Below are 18,026 nucleotides of genomic sequence, written 5' to 3'. Positions count from 1 at the left end.
ATCTGAACGAGGTTGCGCACGATGAAACGTCTCTTTCTGACACTGGCTTTCTTGCTGCCGGCGGTGCATGCGAATGCGGACTCTCTCTACGACAAATGCATTCAGCAATCCGATGGCACAAACTCCGCTTGGGCGGAGTGTGGCGGCGCGTGGGTGAAGCGGGCCGACAATGCGCTGAACGCGGCATGGAAGAAGACCTACGGTCAGGCTGATGGGCAGACAAAGACTGATTTGCTGGCCGAACAGCGCCTTTGGAACAGCTACAAGGAAGCGTCCTGCAAATTCTACGCGAATGGCGATTGGGGACGTGAAGGACAGGTGCTTTCGTTTCCAGCTTGCCGGGCGGAAGTCATAGAAGCACGTACCAAGCAATTGCTCGGATATAACGAACGGTGATCCGCCTACAAGCTTTCACGATGCCCCTCACAACAAAGCCGGGCGCAAGGCCCGGCTTTGTTCATTCCATGATAGTCCGGCTCATGCAGGACGGATCAGCACGTGACGCTTCTTGCCCAGCGACAGCTTGATGACGCCTTGATCATTCAGGGCACCAGCGTCGACCATCATGCGGGGGTCGCTGACCGGCTCGTCATTGATGCGCACCGCGCCGCCTTCAACATGGCGACGGGCTTCGCCATTAGTCGTGCACAGTTCAGCGAGAACCATCAATGCCAGAACACCGATGCCACTGTTCAACGTTGCCTTGTGAACGCCGACTGTCGGGAGGTTTTCCGACAGTTCGCCATCCTCGAAGGTCTTGCGCGCCGTTTCCGCGGCTTCCTCGGCTGCGTCACGACCATGCAGCATGGCAGTTACTTCCGTCGCGAGGATTTTCTTCGCCTCGTTGATTTCAACACCTTCAAGAGCGGCCAGCTTGGCGATCTCGTCCAGCGGAAGTGTCGTGTAGAGCTTCAGGAACCGCTCCACGTCCGCATCTTCCGTGTTGCGCCAGTATTGCCAGAAATCATAGGCACTCAACATTTCGGCGTTCAGCCAGATGGCGCCGCCAAGCGACTTGCCCATCTTCTGGCCGGATGCCGTCGTCAACAGCGGCGAGGTGAGGGCATAGAGCTGTGGCGTTCCCATACGGTGACCGAGATCGATACCGTTGATGATATTGCCCCACTGATCCGAACCGCCCATCTGGAGGCGAATGTCGTGGCGCTTGTTCAGTTCCACGAAATCATAGGCCTGAAGGATCATGTAGTTGAATTCGAGAAATGAGAGCGACTGCTCACGATCAAGGCGCGTCTTCACCGAATCGAACGAAAGCATGCGATTGACCGAGAAATGACGGCCGACATCGCGCAGGAATTCCAGATAGTTGATGTTGCGCAGCCAGTCGGCATTGTTGACCATCAGGGCATCGGTCGGACCATCGCCAAAGGTAAGGTAGTTGGCGAAGACACGCTTGATGCCGGCGATGTTCTCGGCAATCGTGTCCTCTGTCATCAGCTTACGGGCTTCGTCCTTGAAGGACGGGTCGCCAACCATGCCAGTGCCGCCGCCCATAAGCGCGACGGGCCTGTGGCCGGTCTGCTGGAGCCAGTGCAGCATCATGATCTGGATCAGTCCGCCTGCATGAAGGCTCGGAGCCGTGGGGTCGAAGCCGATATAGGCCGTCACGGTTTCCTTGGCCAACAATTCGTCGAGGCCACTTTCATCGGAAATCTGATGAATGAAGCCACGCTCGGAAAGCGTGCGAAGAAAATCGGATTTGAAACCGGACATTCCTTTTCCCTGACTGATAAGGCGAAGTTGAAACTGGTCGCAAGCGGCTGCTTACACCCATGTGATAAGTCCGCCTTTAGCACCAATCAACCGCCAATAACAAGGAAACTCCCGAATTGGCGGATTGCAAACCGGTAATTTGGCTTCATCTATTGGGGGGAACTGGCGTTGGCCTCAGTGTTGTGCGGTGCTTGAAAACAGATTGAGCACAATGACACCTGCAATGATCAATCCCATGCCAAGCACGGCGGCGAGGTCGAGCTTCTGGCCGAACAGCAGCCACCCGATCAGGGCCACGAGCGTCACGCCTATTCCAGACCAGACCGCATAGGCGATACCGACGGGGATGCTCTTCAGCGTCAGGGAAAGAAAATAGAAGGCCAGTCCATAAGCGACGATGACGATCATGGATGGTCCCAGCCGGGTAAAGCCTTCGGACGCCTTGAGGCTGAGCGTTCCGATGACTTCGGACACGATGGCGATAGCGAGGATAGCATAAACCGGCATGTCACGCTCGTGAGATGGATGTGAAAGGACGAATCATTTGGCGGCGATGGTAGCATCGCATGAAAAATCCGGCGGGAGACCCGCCGGATGAGACGCTGCAAATCTGGAAAACGACTTGCCGGATTGTTTATTAGCGAAGGCGCTTAGGACGCGCTTCAACCAGTTCGCCAGCCAGACGGCGATCAAGATATTCGGCGCAATCCTCGATGAGTTCATCGCCCTGACCGGTGAAGAAGTGGTTTGCTCCCGGAATCGTGGTCTGGGTGATGGTGATGCCCTTCTGGGTCTTCAGCTTGTCGACCAGAGCCTGCACGTCCTTCGGCGGCGCGACCTTGTCGTTATCGCCATGGATGATGAGGCCGGACGACGGGCAGGGCGCCAGGAAGGAGAAATCATAGGTATTCGGCTGCGGGGCGACCGAAATGAAACCTTCGATTTCCGGGCGGCGCATCAGAAGCTGCATGCCGATCCACGCGCCGAACGAGTAACCGGCGACCCAGCACGTCTTGGAGTCGGGGTGAAGCGCCTGCACCCAGTCGAGAGCGCTTGCCGCATCCGACAGTTCGCCCGCACCGTGGTCGAATTCGCCCTGGCTGCGTCCAATACCGCGGAAGTTGAAGCGCAACGTGGTGAAGCCGCGCTGCTGGAACATGTAGAAAAGATCATAGACGATCTTGTTGTTCATCGTGCCGCCGAACTGCGGGTGCGGATGAAGGATGAGCGCGATTGGAGCATTCTTTTCTTTGGAAGGCTGATAGCGACCTTCGAGGCGTCCGGCAGGGCCGTTGAAAATGACTTCTGGCATGTGTACTCCGCTCGTAACGGGAAGACCGGATCTGGACGGCGAAACTTGACGTTGCTGGACGCCGCTTCTAGAACCGGTTTGAAATTTCGACAGACTGAAAGCGAGTTTCAGTTCCTATGGGGGCTTAATAGGCTTTTCTTGATTGAAAATTCAAGAAAATTGCGCTTCCAGAATTTTGTTTAGGAGATAGGTACGGTGAACGGGAGCGGCAAGAGGCTCTATCTGGACTATAATGCCAGTGCTCCGTTGATTGAAGAGGCGCGGGATGCGGTCGTCAACGCACTCGGCATTACCGGAAATCCATCCTCCGTGCATCGTGAAGGCCGGGCCGCACGCGCGCTCGTTGAAGCAGCGCGTCGCAGCGTTGCCGCGCTCGTCAATGCCAGGCCGGACCATGTTTTCTTTACATCAGGTGCAACAGAAGCCTCTTCGACGCTGCTGACGCCGCACTACATGATGGGGCGGTCGCCGGTCCGCCTGTCGCATCTCTATGTGAGCGGGACGGAGCACCCATGCATGCTGTCCGGTGGCCAGTTTGCCCCGCAGGATGTCACTGTCCTGCCGGTCGACGCAAACGGCATAGTGGAGCTTGATTCCCTGAAGGCTGCCCTCGGCCGTCACGACAAAAGCGCCGGGCTGCCGCTCGTGGCAATACAGGCTGCCAATAATGAAACGGGGATCATCCAGCCCGTTGCCGAAATTGCCGCTATCGTGAAAGCTGCTGGCGGCATTTACATCGTCGATGCCGTGCAAGCCGCTGGACGTATTAAATTAGACATTTCAGATAATTGTGGTGATTATCTCATAATCTCCTCACACAAGATCGGCGGACCGAAAGGTGTCGGCGCCATCATTGCCATTTCCGATCTCATGATGCCGCGCGCGCTTGTTCGCGGTGGGGGGCAGGAGAAGGGGCATAGAGCGGGAACCGAAGCCCTGCCGCTGATTGCCGGTTTTGGGGCTGCGGCTGATGTCGCCAAAGCGCGGCTGGACGGGGATGGCTGGTCTCCGGCAATGCGGGACAGGCTGGAAGCAGGGCTGACCGCAATTGCTCCAGACGCGGTGATCTATGGCCAATCGGTCGATAGACTGCCGAACACGACATTCTTTTCCCTTGAAGGACAGAAGGCCGAAACCGTGCAGATCGCATTTGATCTTGGCGGGGTCGCTCTTTCAGCGGGTTCGGCCTGCTCGTCTGGCAAAGTCGGTCCCAGTCATGTGCTGTCTGCAATGGGATATGGAGACAGTCTTGGGGCGGTCCGCGTCTCGCTGGAGCCGACGGCAACGTCCGATCAGGTAGATGCGTTTCTCGAAGTGTTCCGCAAAATTGTCGAGCGCCGCGCGAAAAGAGCCTGATCCAAGCCGAAATTGAAGTTCCGCCCCGGGGACGTATGTTACCTGCAAGCGCGGTTTCACGGGGGAGTTTTATAAGTTGATTGTTTTAATCGGCATTTTTTCGGGCAAATTTGCACCCGGCGCTTGAAATTCAGTTTAGAGAGGTTTTAAAGAAGGGCCACGCACACTATATCGAGACGGTAATCAAGACTATTATCGCCTTGACGTTTGCAACTGTCGGGCCTTGACCCCGACGAGGATGGAGAACGCCGATGCCTGCAGTGCAGGAGACCATTGATCAGGTCCGCGGCCTTGACGTGGACCAGTACAAGTATGGCTTCGAGACGACGATCGAAGCTGAGAAGGCCCCCAAGGGCCTTAACGAAGATATCATCCGCTTCATTTCCGCCAAGAAAAATGAGCCGGAATGGATGCTGGAATGGCGTTTGAAGGCCTATGAACGCTGGCTCACCATGGAAGAGCCGACCTGGGCTCGTGTCGATTATCCGAAGATCGATTTCCAGGACGCATATTACTATGCGGCGCCGAAAAACCAGTCCGGTCCGAAGTCGCTCGATGAAGTCGATCCGGAATTGCTGAAGACCTATGAAAAGCTTGGCATTCCGCTGCGCGAGCAGGAAATTCTTGCTGGCGTGCGCAAGCAGGGCGAGCCGAGCGAAATCGACGGCAATCCGTCCGATAATGTCTATGCGTCGGGCCGCGTGGCCGTTGATGCCGTGTTCGACAGCGTTTCGGTCGTCACGACCTTCAAGGAAGAACTCGCCAAGGCTGGCGTGATTTTCTGCTCGATTTCCGAAGCGATCCGCGAGCATCCCGAACTGGTGCAGAAGTATCTGGCTTCTGTGGTTCCCGTTTCTGACAACTATTATGCGACGCTGAATTCGGCTGTCTTCACGGACGGTTCGTTTGTCTATGTTCCGAAGGGCGTTCGCTGCCCGATGGAGCTTTCGACCTATTTCCGCATCAACGAAAAGAACACCGGTCAGTTCGAACGGACGCTCATCATCGCCGATGAAGGCGCGTATGTTTCTTATCTCGAAGGTTGCACCGCACCTCAGCGCGACGAAAACCAGCTGCACGCGGCTGTCGTTGAACTGATTGCGCTCGAAAACGCCGAAATCAAGTACTCGACGGTCCAGAACTGGTTCCCCGGCGACAAGGATGGCAAGGGCGGCATCTATAACTTCGTTACCAAGCGTGGCGATTGCCGTGGCGATAATTCCAAGATTTCGTGGACCCAGGTAGAAACCGGTTCCGCAATTACGTGGAAATATCCGTCCTGCATTCTGCGTGGCGACAATTCGCGCGGTGAGTTCTATTCGATTGCCGTTTCCAACGGCCATCAGCAGATCGACTCCGGCACCAAGATGCTGCACCTCGGCAAGAACACGTCGAGCCGCATCATCTCCAAGGGTATTTCGGCCGGCAAGTCGAACAACACCTATCGCGGACAGGTTTCGGCCCATCGCAAGGCTGAGAATGCCCGTAATTTTACCCAGTGCGACTCGCTCCTGATTGGCAATGATTGCGGCGCGCATACGGTGCCGTATATCGAGGCGAAGAACGCCACGGCGCAGTTCGAACACGAGGCAACCACCTCCAAGATTTCGGAAGACCAGCTGTTCTATGTGATGCAGCGCGGCATTCCGGAAGAGGAGGCAATCGCTCTCATCGTCAATGGCTTCGTGAAGGAAGTCATTCAGGAACTGCCGATGGAATTCGCCGTCGAAGCCCAGAAGCTTATCGGCATTTCGCTTGAGGGCAGCGTCGGTTGACCGACGCGCCCATTCCATCTCGCATCAGATTTTCTGGCCAGCCTTTTCCTGGCATTAGAACAAGGTTTACATTCATGCTTGAGATCAAGAACCTCCATGCAAAGATCGCCGACACGGATACAGAGATCATCCGTGGCCTGAACCTCACCGTGAACAAGGGTGAAGTTGCTGCAATCATGGGGCCGAACGGTTCGGGCAAGTCCACGCTTTCCTATATCCTCGCCGGTCGCGAGGACTATGAAGTGACGGAAGGCGACATTCTCTATAACGGCGAGTCGATCCTCGAACTCGACCCGGCCGAACGCGCTGCCAAGGGCATCTTCCTGGCTTTCCAGTACCCGATGGAAATTCCGGGCGTCGCCACGATGGAATTCCTGAAGGTTGCGATGAACAGCCAGCGCAAGGCGCGTGGCGAGCCGGAACTGAAGATTCCTGAATTCATCAAGCGCGTGAAGGACGCCGCTGGCGGCCTCAACATCGACATGAACATGCTCAAGCGCCCGCTTAACGTCGGCTTCTCGGGCGGCGAAAAGAAGCGCGCTGAAATTCTGCAGATGCAGCTTCTGGAGCCAAGTCTTTGCGTCCTCGACGAAACCGATTCCGGTCTCGACATCGATGCGCTGAAGATCGTTTCGGAAGGCGTGAACGCGCTGCGTTCGCCAGATCGCGCCGTGGTCGTCATTACGCACTATCAGCGCCTGCTCGAGCATATCGTTCCGGACAGCGTGCACGTTCTGTACAAGGGCCAGGTCATCAAGTCCGGGGACAAGAGCCTTGCGTTGCATCTTGAAGAAAATGGTTATGCCGACGTAATCGGCGAAGCTGCCTGAGGAGGGATGGATCATGAATATCCAGACCGCCCCGGCTGCCAAGCCGCGAACGCCGGCTGAAACTGCGCTGATCGACAGCTTTGCCGACCGCATGGGCGACCTGCCGGGCAATGGCGACGTTGTCGTTGCACGTGATGCGGCCCTTGAATCGCTCAAGGAAAACGGCATTCCGTCCCGTCGCGTTGAAAGCTGGCACTACACGGATTTCCGTACGCTTCTGAAAGGCGTGGCCCCATTCGACACCTCAGCGGGAACGCAGGCATTGCCCGCGCTCATTGCCGGTTCATCGATTGTCGCTGCGAGCAATGGCGTTGCTCTTGCTGCGAATGCACCCCAAGGCGTGTCGCTGACGCCGGTCCGCGAAGCCCTGGCTGACGGCTCGCTCGTCACCCAGCTCCGGTCACGGGGTTTCGACGATACGATTGGCCAGATCAACGCTGCCTATGTCAGTGATGGCTGGATGGTTTCGATTGCCGATGGCACCGAACTGGAAGCTCCGCTGGAACTCCAGAATATCCAGAAGGCCGGCCAGGGACACACACGTTTCCCGGTTCGCATTGGTGCCAATGTCAAGGCCACGATCGTGGAACGCCAGAATGGCGGTGAGGGCGATGCCTTCTCCACTTCTGTCAACCATGTAACCGTTGGCGATGGCGCTGAAATTCTCTGGGTTATCCTGCGAGATTTCGGTCAGGCAACGCAGCTCTCGCAGTTCAATGCGACCATGGGCAAGGGTTCCCGCCTGACGCTTTACATCATCAATGCGGGCGGTAAGCTCGTGCGTCAGGAAGTGCACGTCAACGTGGCCGGAGAAGATTCCGACTTCGAACTTCGCGGCCTCAACCTGCTGGCCGATGACAGCCATACCGACGTGACCATGACGGTCGGCCATCTGGTGGAGAACACCCGTTCGACCGAGATCGTCCGCAATGTGGTCAAGGACCGCGCGCGCGGCGTCTTCCAGGGGATGATCCGCGTTGCGCAGATCGCCCAGAAGACCGACGCCCGCATGGCCTGCAACACGCTGCTGCTGTCGGACGAAGGCGAGTTCGATGCCAAGCCGGAACTCGAAATCTTTGCCGATGACGTGGCCTGTGGCCATGGTGCGACGGTTACCGAATTGTCGAAGGACTATCTGTTTTACTTGATGGCCCGAGGCATTCCGGAAAACGAGGCTCGTGGCCTGCTGATCAAGGCTTTCATTGCCGAGATTATCGAAGAGCTGGAAGACGAAACGCTGGTTGAGGCACTGGAAGAAGTGCTGTCCAACTGGCTCGCCAGCCATGCCTGATTGATTGAGGCGGAGCGTGTGAATATGCGCTCCGCCTTTTCCTGCCGAAACGGCAAGAGGAACGATCATGGACCATAAGAATCCGCTTTTAGCGCGCTATGACGTCGAAGCGATCCGCCGGGATTTTCCGATCCTTTCGCGCGAAGTGCACGGCAAGCCGCTCGTCTATCTCGACAATGGCGCATCGGCGCAGAAACCGCAGAGCGTCATCGACGCGGTTGCTCACGCTTATTCCAACGAATATGCCAATGTTCATCGCGGGCTGCATTTTTTGTCGAATGCGGCAACCGATGCCTATGAAAAATCGCGTGAGACGGTGCGCCGCTTCCTGAACGCCGGTTCGGTTGACGAAATCGTCTTCACGAAAAACGCGACCGAGGCGATCAACACGGTCGCCTATGGCTATGGCATGCCGAATATCGGCGAGGGTGATGAAATTCTGCTGTCGATCATGGAGCATCACTCCAATATCGTTCCGTGGCATTTCATTCGCGAAAGACAGGGGGCGAAGCTCGTATTCGCGCCGGTGGACGACGAAGGCACCTTCCACATCGAAGAGTTCGAGAAGCGCCTGACGGAACGCACCAGGCTGGTCGCGATCACGCATATGTCGAATGCGCTTGGAACAGTTACGCCGATCAGACAAATCGTGGAACTCGCCCATGCGCGCGGTATTCCCGTTCTGGTCGATGGAAGCCAGGGCGCTGTGCACCTTCCTGTCGATGTGCAGGATCTCGGCTGCGATTGGTATGTCTTTACCGGCCACAAGGTTTACGGCCCATCCGGCATCGGTGTGCTCTATGGCCGTTCGGAAATGCTCGAGAAGATGCGTCCTTTCCAGGGCGGCGGTGAAATGATCGAAGAGGTGACGGAAGAATACGTCACCTATAATCATCCGCCGCACCGTTTCGAGGCAGGCACGCCTCCGATAGTTCAGGCTATCGGTCTTGGTGCAGCACTTGAATATATGGAAAAGATCGGCCGTCACGCGATCCTCGCTCACGAGGAGGACTTGCGTGATTACGCTCACGAACAGCTTGGACGCATCAACAGCTTGCGCATTTTTGGCAATGCGCCGGGCAAGGGAGCCATCATCTCGTTTGCGCTTGAAGGAATTCATGCGCATGACGTGTCGATGGTGATCGACCGGGCAGGGGTCGCGGTGCGTGCAGGAACGCATTGCGCGCAGCCGCTCTTGAAACGCTTCGGCGTTACATCTACATGCCGTGCATCCTTCGCCCTGTACAATACCCGCGCTGAAGTGGATGCATTGGCGGAAGCCTTGGAAAAGGCAAGGAAGTTTTTCGGATGACCGACATGGAACAGAAAACTGAGGATCGAACCGCCTTTTCTGCCTCCGCCATCCCGCAGGAAGAACTCCTGCGCATGACGGACGACATCATTGCGGCCTTGAAAACGGTCTATGATCCGGAGATTCCAGCCGATATCTACGAGCTGGGCCTCGTCTACAAGATCGACATCGAAGATGATCGCACCGTGAAGATCGAGATGACGCTGACGGCTCCCGGCTGCCCTGTGGCGGGCGAGATGCCGGGCTGGGTCGAGAATGCCGTCGGCGCGGTCGAAGGTGTGTCAATGGTGGAAGTCACCATGACGTTCGATCCGCCATGGACCGCGGACCGTATGTCCGAAGAGGCTCAGGTAGCCGTCGGCTGGTACTGAAATCAGTCTCTCTTCCTCCCGAAGTCGAGAGCCGGCTCCGGGAGGAACGCTTTCAAAAGCCAGTTGTCTTCGAATAATGCAGGGATTGCTTGCCCCAGCACGCCTGAAGCAGCCCGGCAACGCCCCCCAATGCCATAGCGAATGAAACCAGTCCCTGTCCCCCCTTGAAGGGCAGGGTAAAGGTTGCGCTCAGCAGTTTCCATAATCGGCTAAGAAACCTGGCTGGGAACTGCTGTATTGCCCGCCAGCGGTTCACTCTGTATTGGAGTGCGAATTCACTCGCATTATGGTCCCGGTTCCGGCGGAAATGGTAAGAAAAGCTTATCCTGCAGCAGGGGACGGTTTCATAGACAATCGCGTCGGGCGCCCAGCCGGTCCTGGCGCCAAGTTTTTTGGCTTTAAGCCACAGGTTCCAGTCTTCTCCGCCCGTCAGACCCAATTGCGAATCAAACCGTAACCCGGTTCTTCGAAAGAAATCGAGCCTTCCCATCCAGCTGCCAGTTGCAACCTTGATGGCGTCGGCCTTGTTTTCCTGCCACTTCTGACGCGCACGCAGTTCAGCTTTGACGCTGTTCTTCTCAACGCCGGACCAGATCAGGTTTTGCCAGATATTCAGTTGCGGATTGAACGGCCTTGGCCGTACCGGGGAGCCAAGGATATCGAGATCCATGCGCTGCTGCTCGGCCAGCAGTTGCTTCAGCCAGTCGGTTGCGACAGTCTCGTCATCGTCTACAAAAACAAGAAAATCCGCTCCCGCCTGTTCAGCAAATTCAAGGGCGCGATTACGTGCAGACGAAATGCCGATGCTTGTTTCGAGCAAATAAAGCACCGGGTATGGGTAAATTTTCGGCCTCATTTCGGCAAGCCAGCCATCCAAGGTGCTGACCGTATTATTTTCGATAACCAGAAATTCTATTTTCAAAGAATCCGGAAAGTCCATATCGCATAAAGACAAATAAAGATTTGCAATCATTTTGGGTCTATTACGCGTAATGGTCGCAATAATGATGCTAACTTTTTCCATTTATAAATCTCTATTATAGGTGTATTTAAATACTTTAGAGAATAGAAATATAATAAAGAAGTATGCAGTATTACTGTGGTTAAAGTTGGGCAATGTCAAGTAAGCGAAATTGCGCGGAAATCCTACGCGGAGGCCTTGTGTATCCGGCAGTAATCAAGCTCGAAGCGAAGGCGCACTCGAATCCAGAAATCAAAAATGTGGCCAGCTGTGGAGGATGTTCCACAATCAACACTCCGCCTTGCGGCGCGCAGTAATGATTAAGGTGAAGATCTAATTGGGAGGTGTTATTGCCAGCTTATGTCATTGTAACAAAAGCACAATCTTCCGATTATGAGGATATGTTGGTACCCCCAGGGAGACTCGAATTGTCATTTTCATTTAATGATACCTTATAATTTATTGAAATAAATATATTATTAGTGTGCGCTAAAAAAAGCATTTTGTGACGTTGTGACGGACTAAATTTTGTGACGTCTGAAGTTTAAGCTGAGTATCATATGGAGGGAAGAAATATTCGGTTGACTATCGCACGTGGAATCGGCTCCCAGATACTAACTTACTTTTTTGGGGGTGAATTATGGGCGAGCCACTTACAATTCGTAAACTGATCAATCGAATTTCGATTGGGGATATCCGAATACCAGCGTTCCAGCGCGAATACGTGTGGGAAGCAGATCAGGTTGCGTTTTTGCTTGACAGTATCTACAAAGGATTTCCAATAGGAACAATAATTCTTTGGAAGACAGACAATAGGTTAAATACAGAGAAAAAACTTGGTTCGTTTACACTCCCGGAACCACAAAAGGACTATCCCGTAAATTATGTTTTAGACGGTCAACAAAGAATTACAAGTTTATTTAGCGTATTCCAAACAGATCTTACTCCAGACAACGATGATTTTGTCGATGTATACTATGACATGGAGGCGCATGAAGACATACAGGAATCCCTTTTTATCTGCATGAAAAGTTCTGAGGCTGATGTCAATCGACATTTTCCAGTTAAAACGTTATTTGACGCAAGCGCCTATAGAGATTCAACGTTAAATTTACCCAAAGAAAAGCTCGACAAGGTTGTAAATCTACAAGATAGATTTAAAGAATATTTGATCCCCAACGAAACGTTTGAATCTGGTGACCGCAACAAGGTCGCGATAGTTTTCGAACGTATCAACCGAGCGGGAACCCAACTCGAAATTTTTGAGCTGCTAACAGCATGGAGTTGGTCCGATGATTTTGACCTTGTAGAGAAATTTGACACTTTGCAAGACCAAATTGCTGAACATGGATATGAAGATCTCTGCAACGATCAAGATTTACAACTTAAGATTTGTTCGGGAGTTATACTTGGCAGAACAACACCGAAAGATATCATCGGACTACGGGGCGAAGAAATCAGGCAAAGATTTTCGGAGATCGAACGAGGCATTGTAGGCGCTATTGATTTTTTGAAGAGGGAACTAGACGTTCAACAATATAAACTGCTCCCATTTCCCGCGATTATGGTTCCGTTGAGTGTTTTCTTTGCGACAGAAAAACCGGAGGGGCATGCTTATTCTGATAAGCAGAAGCGAATAATCACCCAATGGTTTTGGCGGTCTCTTTTCACCCGAAGGTTTTCGTCAGACGTGAACGAGCGACAAGCTCACGACATTATTGAGTTCCGAAAACTAAAAGTGGATGAAAATCATGACTTCCGTATGCCTAAAGCGGAAAATTCGGTTTTCTTCATGGGAAATTTTTCGGCAGGGAATGCTAATTCTAAAACGCTTATTCTGCTATTAAACTCAATGAAGCCTCACTCTTTCGTGAGCGGAGCTAAAATTGATACGTCTAAAATCCTTAAGAAAGCTAGCAAACACGAATATCACCACATCTTTCCCAGGAAACACTTGGAGAGAGAAGGCGAAAATACTTCTCACATAAATGTTCTAGCTAACATATGCTTCCTGACGCGATCCGACAACAACGCTATTCGGGATAAGTCTCCAGCACAATACATCAACGAGTTCCGAAACGATAATATTTCTACCTATATAAAAGAGGCTCTTTGCCCAGATCGATTTGAGGAACTCGACTATCCTTCGTTCTTGCAGCAACGGATATCGCTACTAAATGAGGCAGCCCTTCGCTTGATGGGTGAAGCGCCAGTCTTTCAACATCCCGAAGACGTGTCAGTTGCCTGATTGAACTTTAGGAAGTCGCTAAACTTTTTGGCGACTTCTTATTGCATTAAAGCCGTGCGCTTACCGTTGGCCTCTAGAATTAAACTCTCGCTACCCTTTGTCGTTAACTCGCTTACAAGTAACTATTGACGACATCAACGCAATGCATAAATATAAAATCTGTTCTAGGTTATGCCGATTCGCAAGAATTGTAGCTAAGACGGGAATGCGGTGACGCCCATGTATGGGCTAGAGCTGTAGCTGGCCCCGCAACTGTAAGCTGTAGGCCCTTTTCTCTCGCCTAATGGGTTTAAGAAAGGGGGCTTTCGGTGAGCAGGAGATCTGCCGAGGAACTTTCTCATAATCCGTCTTAAGCTATCCGTTGAGGTTATCCATGGATACATTCGAACTGTTGTGGGATGAGGTCTTTCAGTATTCCTCACATCCGCTTGTTGTTGCTCTCGCCCCTGTTCTGCTTGCATTTGCGTTGCGGCGGGTTTTTCCTAACCGCTCAAAGATGAGTAATGAATAAACTAGAAGCCCGCCCGATTAAAAGCACGGGCGGGCTTCATACCACGTTATTTTAATACGCCAATCAAAATAGTCGCTTCACATCGTCAGCAGGACCAGCAAGTATCAAACTGCCGTCCGGATGACGCGCAATAGTCCAAGCTTCCACCTGTTCCAGCAGGTTTTTCGCTTCCTGCTGATAATCTACCAGTTCCGTGCCGGGTGTGGCGTGGATGCGTTCGAGCGTGTTTCCAATGAAGTTCGAGAGGGATTCGCGGTCGTCATCGGCGTCGCATGTGGGACGATCTGCATACTTGGCTTGCGCGTCGGCGATCAACCGGCGGAGGGTAGGGTTGAGGGCCATTATACTGCCACCTTCAATTCGTTGTGGGGTGCGCCATATATCTCAACAGCTGCAAACCTATCTGGCGTAATCACGCCAAGGTAAAGATACCATGTTCGAGACGACGCCCAGTTTGCATCCACACCTTGCAAGATCAAGGAGGTTGCTATCGCCTGAGTGTTTGCCGCGCCAGCGCATCCAGTGCACTAAATTCTTGTCCGTGGAAGGTATGATTATCTTGATGCGAACGCGGCCGAATAGCGCCCGTTGCGTTCCTTGAAATGTCTGACTTTGCCTGCCATTCCCACACCCATTTTATGACGTGATTTGTGACGTCAATATGGGGGAAAAGCCTTACAGCGCAAGAGCTTCCAATGATTTTAAAGGGATAAAGTGGTGCCCCCAGAGAGACTCGAACTCCCGACCCCCTGATTACAAATCAGGTGCTCTACCAACTGAGCTATAAGGGCACTTGCGCCCGATTAGCACAAATGCAGCGACTGTAAAACGAAAATTCGTCGCAAGCAGGTCATGGCAACCGGGTTTTTCATGTGATAGCCAATAGCGGGTTGGGAAAACAGTGGCAAACTTGTCAGAGTTGGGCCGGATTCGGGACTGTAAACATGGAAGATAAATCGCTCGCGCTGCATTTTCTGTCATCAGGAACCGAAGAATCACTGCTGGCACAAAAGGACCTGGTGGCTCGCTACGGTCATGTGGCAGCGGAAGATGCCGACATCATTGTCGCGCTTGGCGGTGATGGAACCATGTTGCAGGCCCTGCGCGACTTCATGAGCAGCGGCACGCCGATCTATGGCATGAATCGCGGGTCGGTCGGCTTTCTCATGAACGAGTTCAGCGTGGATGATCTGCCAGCCCGTATTCTGGCCGCTCAGATGGAAACCATTCGCCCGCTTGTCATGGTCGCAGAAACGGAATCCGGACAATCGTTCGAAGCACTGGCGATCAACGAAGTTTCTCTGTTCCGCCAGTCCTATCAGGCCGCCAAGATCAGGATAACGATAGACGGCAAAGTGCGGCTCGATGAACTTGTTTGTGATGGTGTGATGGTTGCGACGCCAGCGGGCTCCACCGCCTACAATCTCTCGGCGCAAGGCCCGATCCTGCCGCTTGAGGCGCCGCTTCTGGCGTTGACCCCGGTAAGCCCGTTTCGCCCGCGTCGGTGGGGCGGGGCGCTGCTGCCTAAGCATGTAACCGTTCGAATGGATCTGCTGGAAACCGAAAAGCGTCCCGTCAATGCAGTCGCGGATAATAATGAAGTCAAATCGGTTCGCTCCGTCACGGTGCGGGAAGCGCCGAACAGCCAGGTCGCCATTCTTTTCGATCGCAATCATTCATGGGATGAACGCATCCTGACGGAACAGTTCAGGCACTAGCTCTGGCAGGAAAAGGGCGCGCGACCTGAGCTGTGCCGATTGCTTTTTAGCTTTTGATAATTTGAATAAATTTGTTCATGTTCGACGTTGATTTCGATTGTTGCAGCATGATTGAAGCAATTTGATATCTTTCGATGGTATTTTAGTTGACTTTTGCACGCTGTAGACGTAGGCGATGCTGCAAGAAAACGCATATTGCGTTGCAGACGCCTTATTCTGCCTTGGTTCCTGCGCCCGATGACGCGGCTGCAATGACAGGATGGGTGGAAACCATTTCCAAACCAGAGAGCTGCGCCTCCATTGACGACATTTGCCGAACTCGGTCTTTCCCCGAAAGTGCTCGCCGCTGTTGAAGCGGCAGGATATACTGCGCCCACGCCCATCCAGGCCGGAGCCATTCCTCCAGCCCTTGAACGCAAGGATGTTCTGGGCATAGCGCAGACGGGAACCGGAAAGACGGCCTCTTTCGTGCTTCCCATGCTGACGCTTCTGGAAAAGGGCCGGGCGCGGGCGCGCATGCCTCGCACGCTCATTCTTGAGCCGACCCGTGAACTCGCCGCGCAGGTCGAGGAAAACTTCGCCAAATACGGCATCAATCAGCGGCTGAATGTGGCTCTTCTGATTGGCGGCGTTTCGTTCGATGACCAGGAACGCAAGCTGGAGCGCGGCGCTGACGTCCTCATCGCGACGCCGGGCCGCCTGCTCGACCATTTCGAGCGCGGCAAGCTGCTGCTGACCGGTGTCGAAATTCTCGTCATCGATGAAGCCGACCGCATGCTCGACATGGGCTTCATTCCAGACATCGAGCGCATCTGCAAGCTCATCCCGTTCACGCGTCAGACGCTTTTCTTCTCGGCCACCATGCCGCCTGAAATCACCAAGCTGACCGAACAGTTCCTGCATTCTCCCACGCGCGTCGAGGTCGCAAAGGCTTCATCGACGGCCAAGACCGTCACCCAGCGCCTGGTGAAATCCACCAAGAAGGATTGGGACAAGCGCGCGGTGCTGCGCGATCTCATCCGCGCCGAAGGCGATACGCTCAAGAACGCAATTATCTTCTGCAACCGCAAGAAGGACGTATCGGAGCTGTTCCGCTCGCTGACGCGGCATGAATTCAACGCCGGAGCCCTGCATGGGGACATGGATCAGCGCGCACGCATGACCATGCTGTCCAATTTCAAGGACGGCAAACTGCAGTTGCTGGTCGCGTCCGACGTGGCTGCCCGTGGTCTCGATATTCCTGATGTGAGCCACGTTTTCAATTTTGATATTCCGATCCATTCGGAAGACTATGTTCACCGCATCGGCCGCACCGGTCGCGCGGGCCGTTCCGGCAAGGCCTTCACCATCGTGACGCCTTCGGATACGAAATATCTGGCTGCTATCGAAGACATGATCGGTGAAAAGATCGAATGGCTGGACGGTGATCTGTCCACCTTGCCGGCCTCCGACGAGGCGGACGATCAGCGCAAGGGCAAGAATGCGCGCGGCAAAGGCAAGGACGCCAAGGGCAAGGAAAAGGCGAAGGCCAAGCCTGCGGAAATCGTTGATCCTGCCGAGCAGCCCCAGCCGGTCATTGAAACCAGTGACCGCCGCGATGCGATCCGCGCTTCCAATGACGAGCGCCGCGGCAAGCCGCAGCATGAACAGAAGCGCCGTCGTGATCGTGACGATGACGGCCCGTCGCCTGTTGGCTTCGGCAACGATATCCCTGCCTTCATGCTGATTCCCACCGGAATCTGATGGAAGAAAACTGAGAATGTTCAATCGGCTGCAAGCGAGCGCTTTGCAGCCGATTTCTTTTTGGGCTTGGTTTTTTCGCTTCGCAAGGCCGCGTTATAGGCGAGGCGGGCCCAGCGCGTCATCACTTCGGATCATCGAAAGCTTCACTTGGCACGCTCCAGTAAGGCATGGCGACAGGTTCGCCGCCTTTGCGTCCTTCGTAGGTCCATTGGGTCGCGCCAGCGTCAATAAATTGAGGAATGGTTGCATCGTCAGCCTTGAAGAGCAGCTCGTCGCGAACGACGAGCGCAAAAATCAGGCCCTGATGATAGATGCCCTTGCCGCCGAACATGCGGCGGATGGTGACGGGACCAAAGTCCTGCAACAGATCGCGGAGAACTTCGTCATCCATCGGCAGGCGGACCTTTGTCTGGCGTCAGGCTGCACCCTGCATCTGGCGCAGGCTTTCCGGGGAAGCGGCTTTGATTTCAACAGACTCACCGCATCCGCAAGCCGAGGTCTGGTTCGGATTGTTGAAGACAAAACCCGTGCGCAGGGTCGTCACCTCGAAGTCCATCTGGGTGCCGAGTAGGAAAAGAACGGCCTCCGGCGCGATGTAAACCCTCGCACCATCCTTTTCGATGACATCGTCGCCAGCCTTGGCTTCGGTAACGAGATCGATGGTATATTCCATCCCGGCGCAGCCGCCCTTTTTCACGCCTACCCGGATACCCAGGGCGCCGTCCCGCGATGCGATGATCTCGCGGACGCGATCAGCTGCTTTGTCGGTTAGCGTCATGACTGCGAAACGGCCCATTTTCTCTCTTCCGGTATCGTGCTGGCTTATGGACGGAGAATCGTCCAGTCTTGTCGCAACAGGCTGAGTTT

Annotated in this window: 16 protein-coding genes, 1 tRNA gene, 1 pseudogene and 1 riboswitch; of the genes and pseudogenes, 10 read left to right on the top strand and 8 right to left on the bottom strand. The window is 54.1% G+C overall.

Annotated elements, in window-relative coordinates:
• Window positions 1–21: 21 nt before the first annotated feature.
• Window positions 22–396, top strand: coding sequence for a lysozyme inhibitor LprI family protein (locus JNC63_RS04715; protein ID WP_006472139.1), 375 nt, complete (start codon window positions 22–24; stop codon window positions 394–396).
• 81 nt (window positions 397–477) lie between these two features.
• Here JNC63_RS04715 and tyrS read toward each other — a convergent pair whose 3' ends face one another.
• The 3 genes from tyrS to JNC63_RS04700 all read right to left on the bottom strand — a co-directional run bounded on the left by tyrS (window position 478) and on the right by JNC63_RS04700 (window position 3,043).
• Window positions 478–1,731 carry a tyrosine--tRNA ligase gene (tyrS, locus tag JNC63_RS04710; protein ID WP_006472140.1) on the bottom strand — a complete coding sequence of 418 codons (1,254 nt, stop codon included), beginning with the start codon at window positions 1,729–1,731 and terminating at the stop codon, window positions 478–480.
• Window positions 1,732–1,905: 174 nt separating this feature from the next.
• The gene (locus JNC63_RS04705; protein ID WP_006466705.1) at window positions 1,906–2,238 is read right to left on the bottom strand and encodes a DMT family transporter; all 333 of its coding nucleotides are present in this window, start codon (window positions 2,236–2,238) and stop codon (window positions 1,906–1,908) included.
• Between the two features lie 130 nt (window positions 2,239–2,368).
• The gene (locus JNC63_RS04700; protein ID WP_006472141.1) at window positions 2,369–3,043 is read right to left on the bottom strand and encodes an alpha/beta hydrolase; all 675 of its coding nucleotides are present in this window, start codon (window positions 3,041–3,043) and stop codon (window positions 2,369–2,371) included.
• Between the two features lie 195 nt (window positions 3,044–3,238).
• Between JNC63_RS04700 and JNC63_RS04695 the strand changes: the two genes are divergently transcribed.
• The 6 genes from JNC63_RS04695 (at window position 3,239) to JNC63_RS04670 (ending at window position 9,978) form a co-directional block, all read left to right on the top strand.
• On the top strand, window positions 3,239–4,399 hold the full coding sequence (locus tag JNC63_RS04695; RefSeq protein ID WP_063882603.1) for a cysteine desulfurase family protein: 1,161 nt from the start codon (window positions 3,239–3,241) through the stop codon (window positions 4,397–4,399).
• 251 nt (window positions 4,400–4,650) lie between these two features.
• Complete coding sequence (gene sufB, locus JNC63_RS04690) at window positions 4,651–6,174, top strand: Fe-S cluster assembly protein SufB (RefSeq protein WP_006466708.1); 1,524 nt, start codon at window positions 4,651–4,653, stop codon at window positions 6,172–6,174.
• A 74-nt stretch (window positions 6,175–6,248) separates the two neighbouring features.
• Window positions 6,249–7,004, top strand: a complete 756-nt coding sequence (gene sufC / locus JNC63_RS04685) for a Fe-S cluster assembly ATPase SufC (protein WP_006466709.1) — start codon at window positions 6,249–6,251, stop codon at window positions 7,002–7,004.
• A gap of 13 nt (window positions 7,005–7,017) precedes the next feature.
• Window positions 7,018–8,295 carry a Fe-S cluster assembly protein SufD gene (gene sufD, locus JNC63_RS04680; protein ID WP_006466710.1) on the top strand — a complete coding sequence of 426 codons (1,278 nt, stop codon included), beginning with the start codon at window positions 7,018–7,020 and terminating at the stop codon, window positions 8,293–8,295.
• A 67-nt stretch (window positions 8,296–8,362) separates the two neighbouring features.
• Window positions 8,363–9,607 (top strand): cysteine desulfurase, encoded by a 1,245-nt coding sequence (locus tag JNC63_RS04675; protein WP_063882601.1) that lies wholly within the window; start codon window positions 8,363–8,365, stop codon window positions 9,605–9,607.
• Window positions 9,604–9,978 carry an SUF system Fe-S cluster assembly protein gene (locus JNC63_RS04670; protein WP_006466712.1) on the top strand — a complete coding sequence of 125 codons (375 nt, stop codon included), beginning with the start codon at window positions 9,604–9,606 and terminating at the stop codon, window positions 9,976–9,978. Before JNC63_RS04675 ends, JNC63_RS04670 begins: the two co-directional genes overlap by 4 nt.
• A 52-nt stretch (window positions 9,979–10,030) precedes the next feature.
• On the opposite strand, the gene JNC63_RS04665 is transcribed toward JNC63_RS04670, so the two are convergent.
• Window positions 10,031–11,002 (bottom strand): glycosyltransferase family 2 protein, encoded by a 972-nt coding sequence (locus JNC63_RS04665; protein ID WP_063882599.1) that lies wholly within the window; start codon window positions 11,000–11,002, stop codon window positions 10,031–10,033.
• Window positions 11,003–11,579: 577 nt separating this feature from the next.
• Between JNC63_RS04665 and JNC63_RS04660 the strand changes: the two genes are divergently transcribed.
• Window positions 11,580–13,187, top strand: coding sequence for a GmrSD restriction endonuclease domain-containing protein (locus tag JNC63_RS04660; RefSeq protein ID WP_063882597.1), 1,608 nt, complete (start codon window positions 11,580–11,582; stop codon window positions 13,185–13,187).
• Between the two features lie 149 nt (window positions 13,188–13,336).
• Window positions 13,337–13,530: riboswitch (cobalamin riboswitch) on the top strand.
• Between the two features lie 231 nt (window positions 13,531–13,761).
• Here JNC63_RS04660 and JNC63_RS04655 read toward each other — a convergent pair.
• Together JNC63_RS04655 and JNC63_RS04650 are read right to left on the bottom strand one after the other, a co-directional pair.
• Window positions 13,762–14,040 carry a hypothetical protein gene (locus JNC63_RS04655; RefSeq protein WP_063882595.1) on the bottom strand — a complete coding sequence of 93 codons (279 nt, stop codon included), beginning with the start codon at window positions 14,038–14,040 and terminating at the stop codon, window positions 13,762–13,764.
• A gap of 373 nt (window positions 14,041–14,413) precedes the next feature.
• Window positions 14,414–14,489 (bottom strand) — tRNA-Thr (locus JNC63_RS04650).
• A gap of 153 nt (window positions 14,490–14,642) precedes the next feature.
• Here JNC63_RS04650 and JNC63_RS04645 point away from each other — a divergent pair.
• Window positions 14,643–15,416 (top strand): NAD kinase, encoded by a 774-nt coding sequence (locus JNC63_RS04645; RefSeq protein ID WP_021585095.1) that lies wholly within the window; start codon window positions 14,643–14,645, stop codon window positions 15,414–15,416.
• Between the two features lie 300 nt (window positions 15,417–15,716).
• Complete coding sequence (locus tag JNC63_RS04640) at window positions 15,717–17,159, top strand: DEAD/DEAH box helicase (protein ID WP_063882591.1); 1,443 nt, start codon at window positions 15,717–15,719, stop codon at window positions 17,157–17,159.
• A 20-nt stretch (window positions 17,160–17,179) separates the two neighbouring features.
• On the opposite strand, the pseudogene JNC63_RS04635 reads toward JNC63_RS04640, so the two are convergent.
• Together JNC63_RS04635 and sufA are read right to left on the bottom strand one after the other, a co-directional pair.
• Window positions 17,180–17,550: pseudogene (locus JNC63_RS04635) on the bottom strand (TfoX/Sxy family protein).
• A gap of 24 nt (window positions 17,551–17,574) precedes the next feature.
• The gene (gene sufA / locus JNC63_RS04630; protein ID WP_006472150.1) at window positions 17,575–17,955 is read right to left on the bottom strand and encodes a Fe-S cluster assembly scaffold SufA; all 381 of its coding nucleotides are present in this window, start codon (window positions 17,953–17,955) and stop codon (window positions 17,575–17,577) included.
• Window positions 17,956–18,026: the final 71 nt, after the last annotated feature.

The sequence above is a fragment of the Brucella ciceri genome (assembly GCF_041930145.1).
Taxonomy (GTDB): domain Bacteria; phylum Pseudomonadota; class Alphaproteobacteria; order Rhizobiales; family Rhizobiaceae; genus Brucella; species Brucella intermedia.
The sequence above is the reverse complement of the archived record's forward strand: the minus strand, read 5'-3'. Positions and strand labels throughout refer to the sequence as shown.

Bases quoted from the DNA above. Each gene is read 5' to 3' on its own strand.
- JNC63_RS04715 (WP_006472139.1), top strand. From the start codon at position 22: ATGAAACGTCTCTTTCTGACACTGGCTTTCTTGCTGCCGGCGGTGCAT.
- tyrS (WP_006472140.1), bottom strand. From the start codon at position 1,731: ATGTCCGGTTTCAAATCCGATTTTCTTCGCACGCTTTCCGAGCGTGGC.
- JNC63_RS04705 (WP_006466705.1), bottom strand. From the start codon at position 2,238: ATGCCGGTTTATGCTATCCTCGCTATCGCCATCGTGTCCGAAGTCATC.
- JNC63_RS04700 (WP_006472141.1), bottom strand. From the start codon at position 3,043: ATGCCAGAAGTCATTTTCAACGGCCCTGCCGGACGCCTCGAAGGTCGC.
- sufB (WP_006466708.1), top strand. From the start codon at position 4,651: ATGCCTGCAGTGCAGGAGACCATTGATCAGGTCCGCGGCCTTGACGTG.
- sufC (WP_006466709.1), top strand. From the start codon at position 6,249: ATGCTTGAGATCAAGAACCTCCATGCAAAGATCGCCGACACGGATACA.
- sufD (WP_006466710.1), top strand. From the start codon at position 7,018: ATGAATATCCAGACCGCCCCGGCTGCCAAGCCGCGAACGCCGGCTGAA.
- JNC63_RS04675 (WP_063882601.1), top strand. From the start codon at position 8,363: ATGGACCATAAGAATCCGCTTTTAGCGCGCTATGACGTCGAAGCGATC.
- JNC63_RS04670 (WP_006466712.1), top strand. From the start codon at position 9,604: ATGACCGACATGGAACAGAAAACTGAGGATCGAACCGCCTTTTCTGCC.
- JNC63_RS04665 (WP_063882599.1), bottom strand. From the start codon at position 11,002: ATGGAAAAAGTTAGCATCATTATTGCGACCATTACGCGTAATAGACCC.
- JNC63_RS04660 (WP_063882597.1), top strand. From the start codon at position 11,580: ATGGGCGAGCCACTTACAATTCGTAAACTGATCAATCGAATTTCGATT.
- JNC63_RS04655 (WP_063882595.1), bottom strand. From the start codon at position 14,040: ATGGCCCTCAACCCTACCCTCCGCCGGTTGATCGCCGACGCGCAAGCC.
- JNC63_RS04645 (WP_021585095.1), top strand. From the start codon at position 14,643: ATGGAAGATAAATCGCTCGCGCTGCATTTTCTGTCATCAGGAACCGAA.
- sufA (WP_006472150.1), bottom strand. From the start codon at position 17,955: ATGGGCCGTTTCGCAGTCATGACGCTAACCGACAAAGCAGCTGATCGC.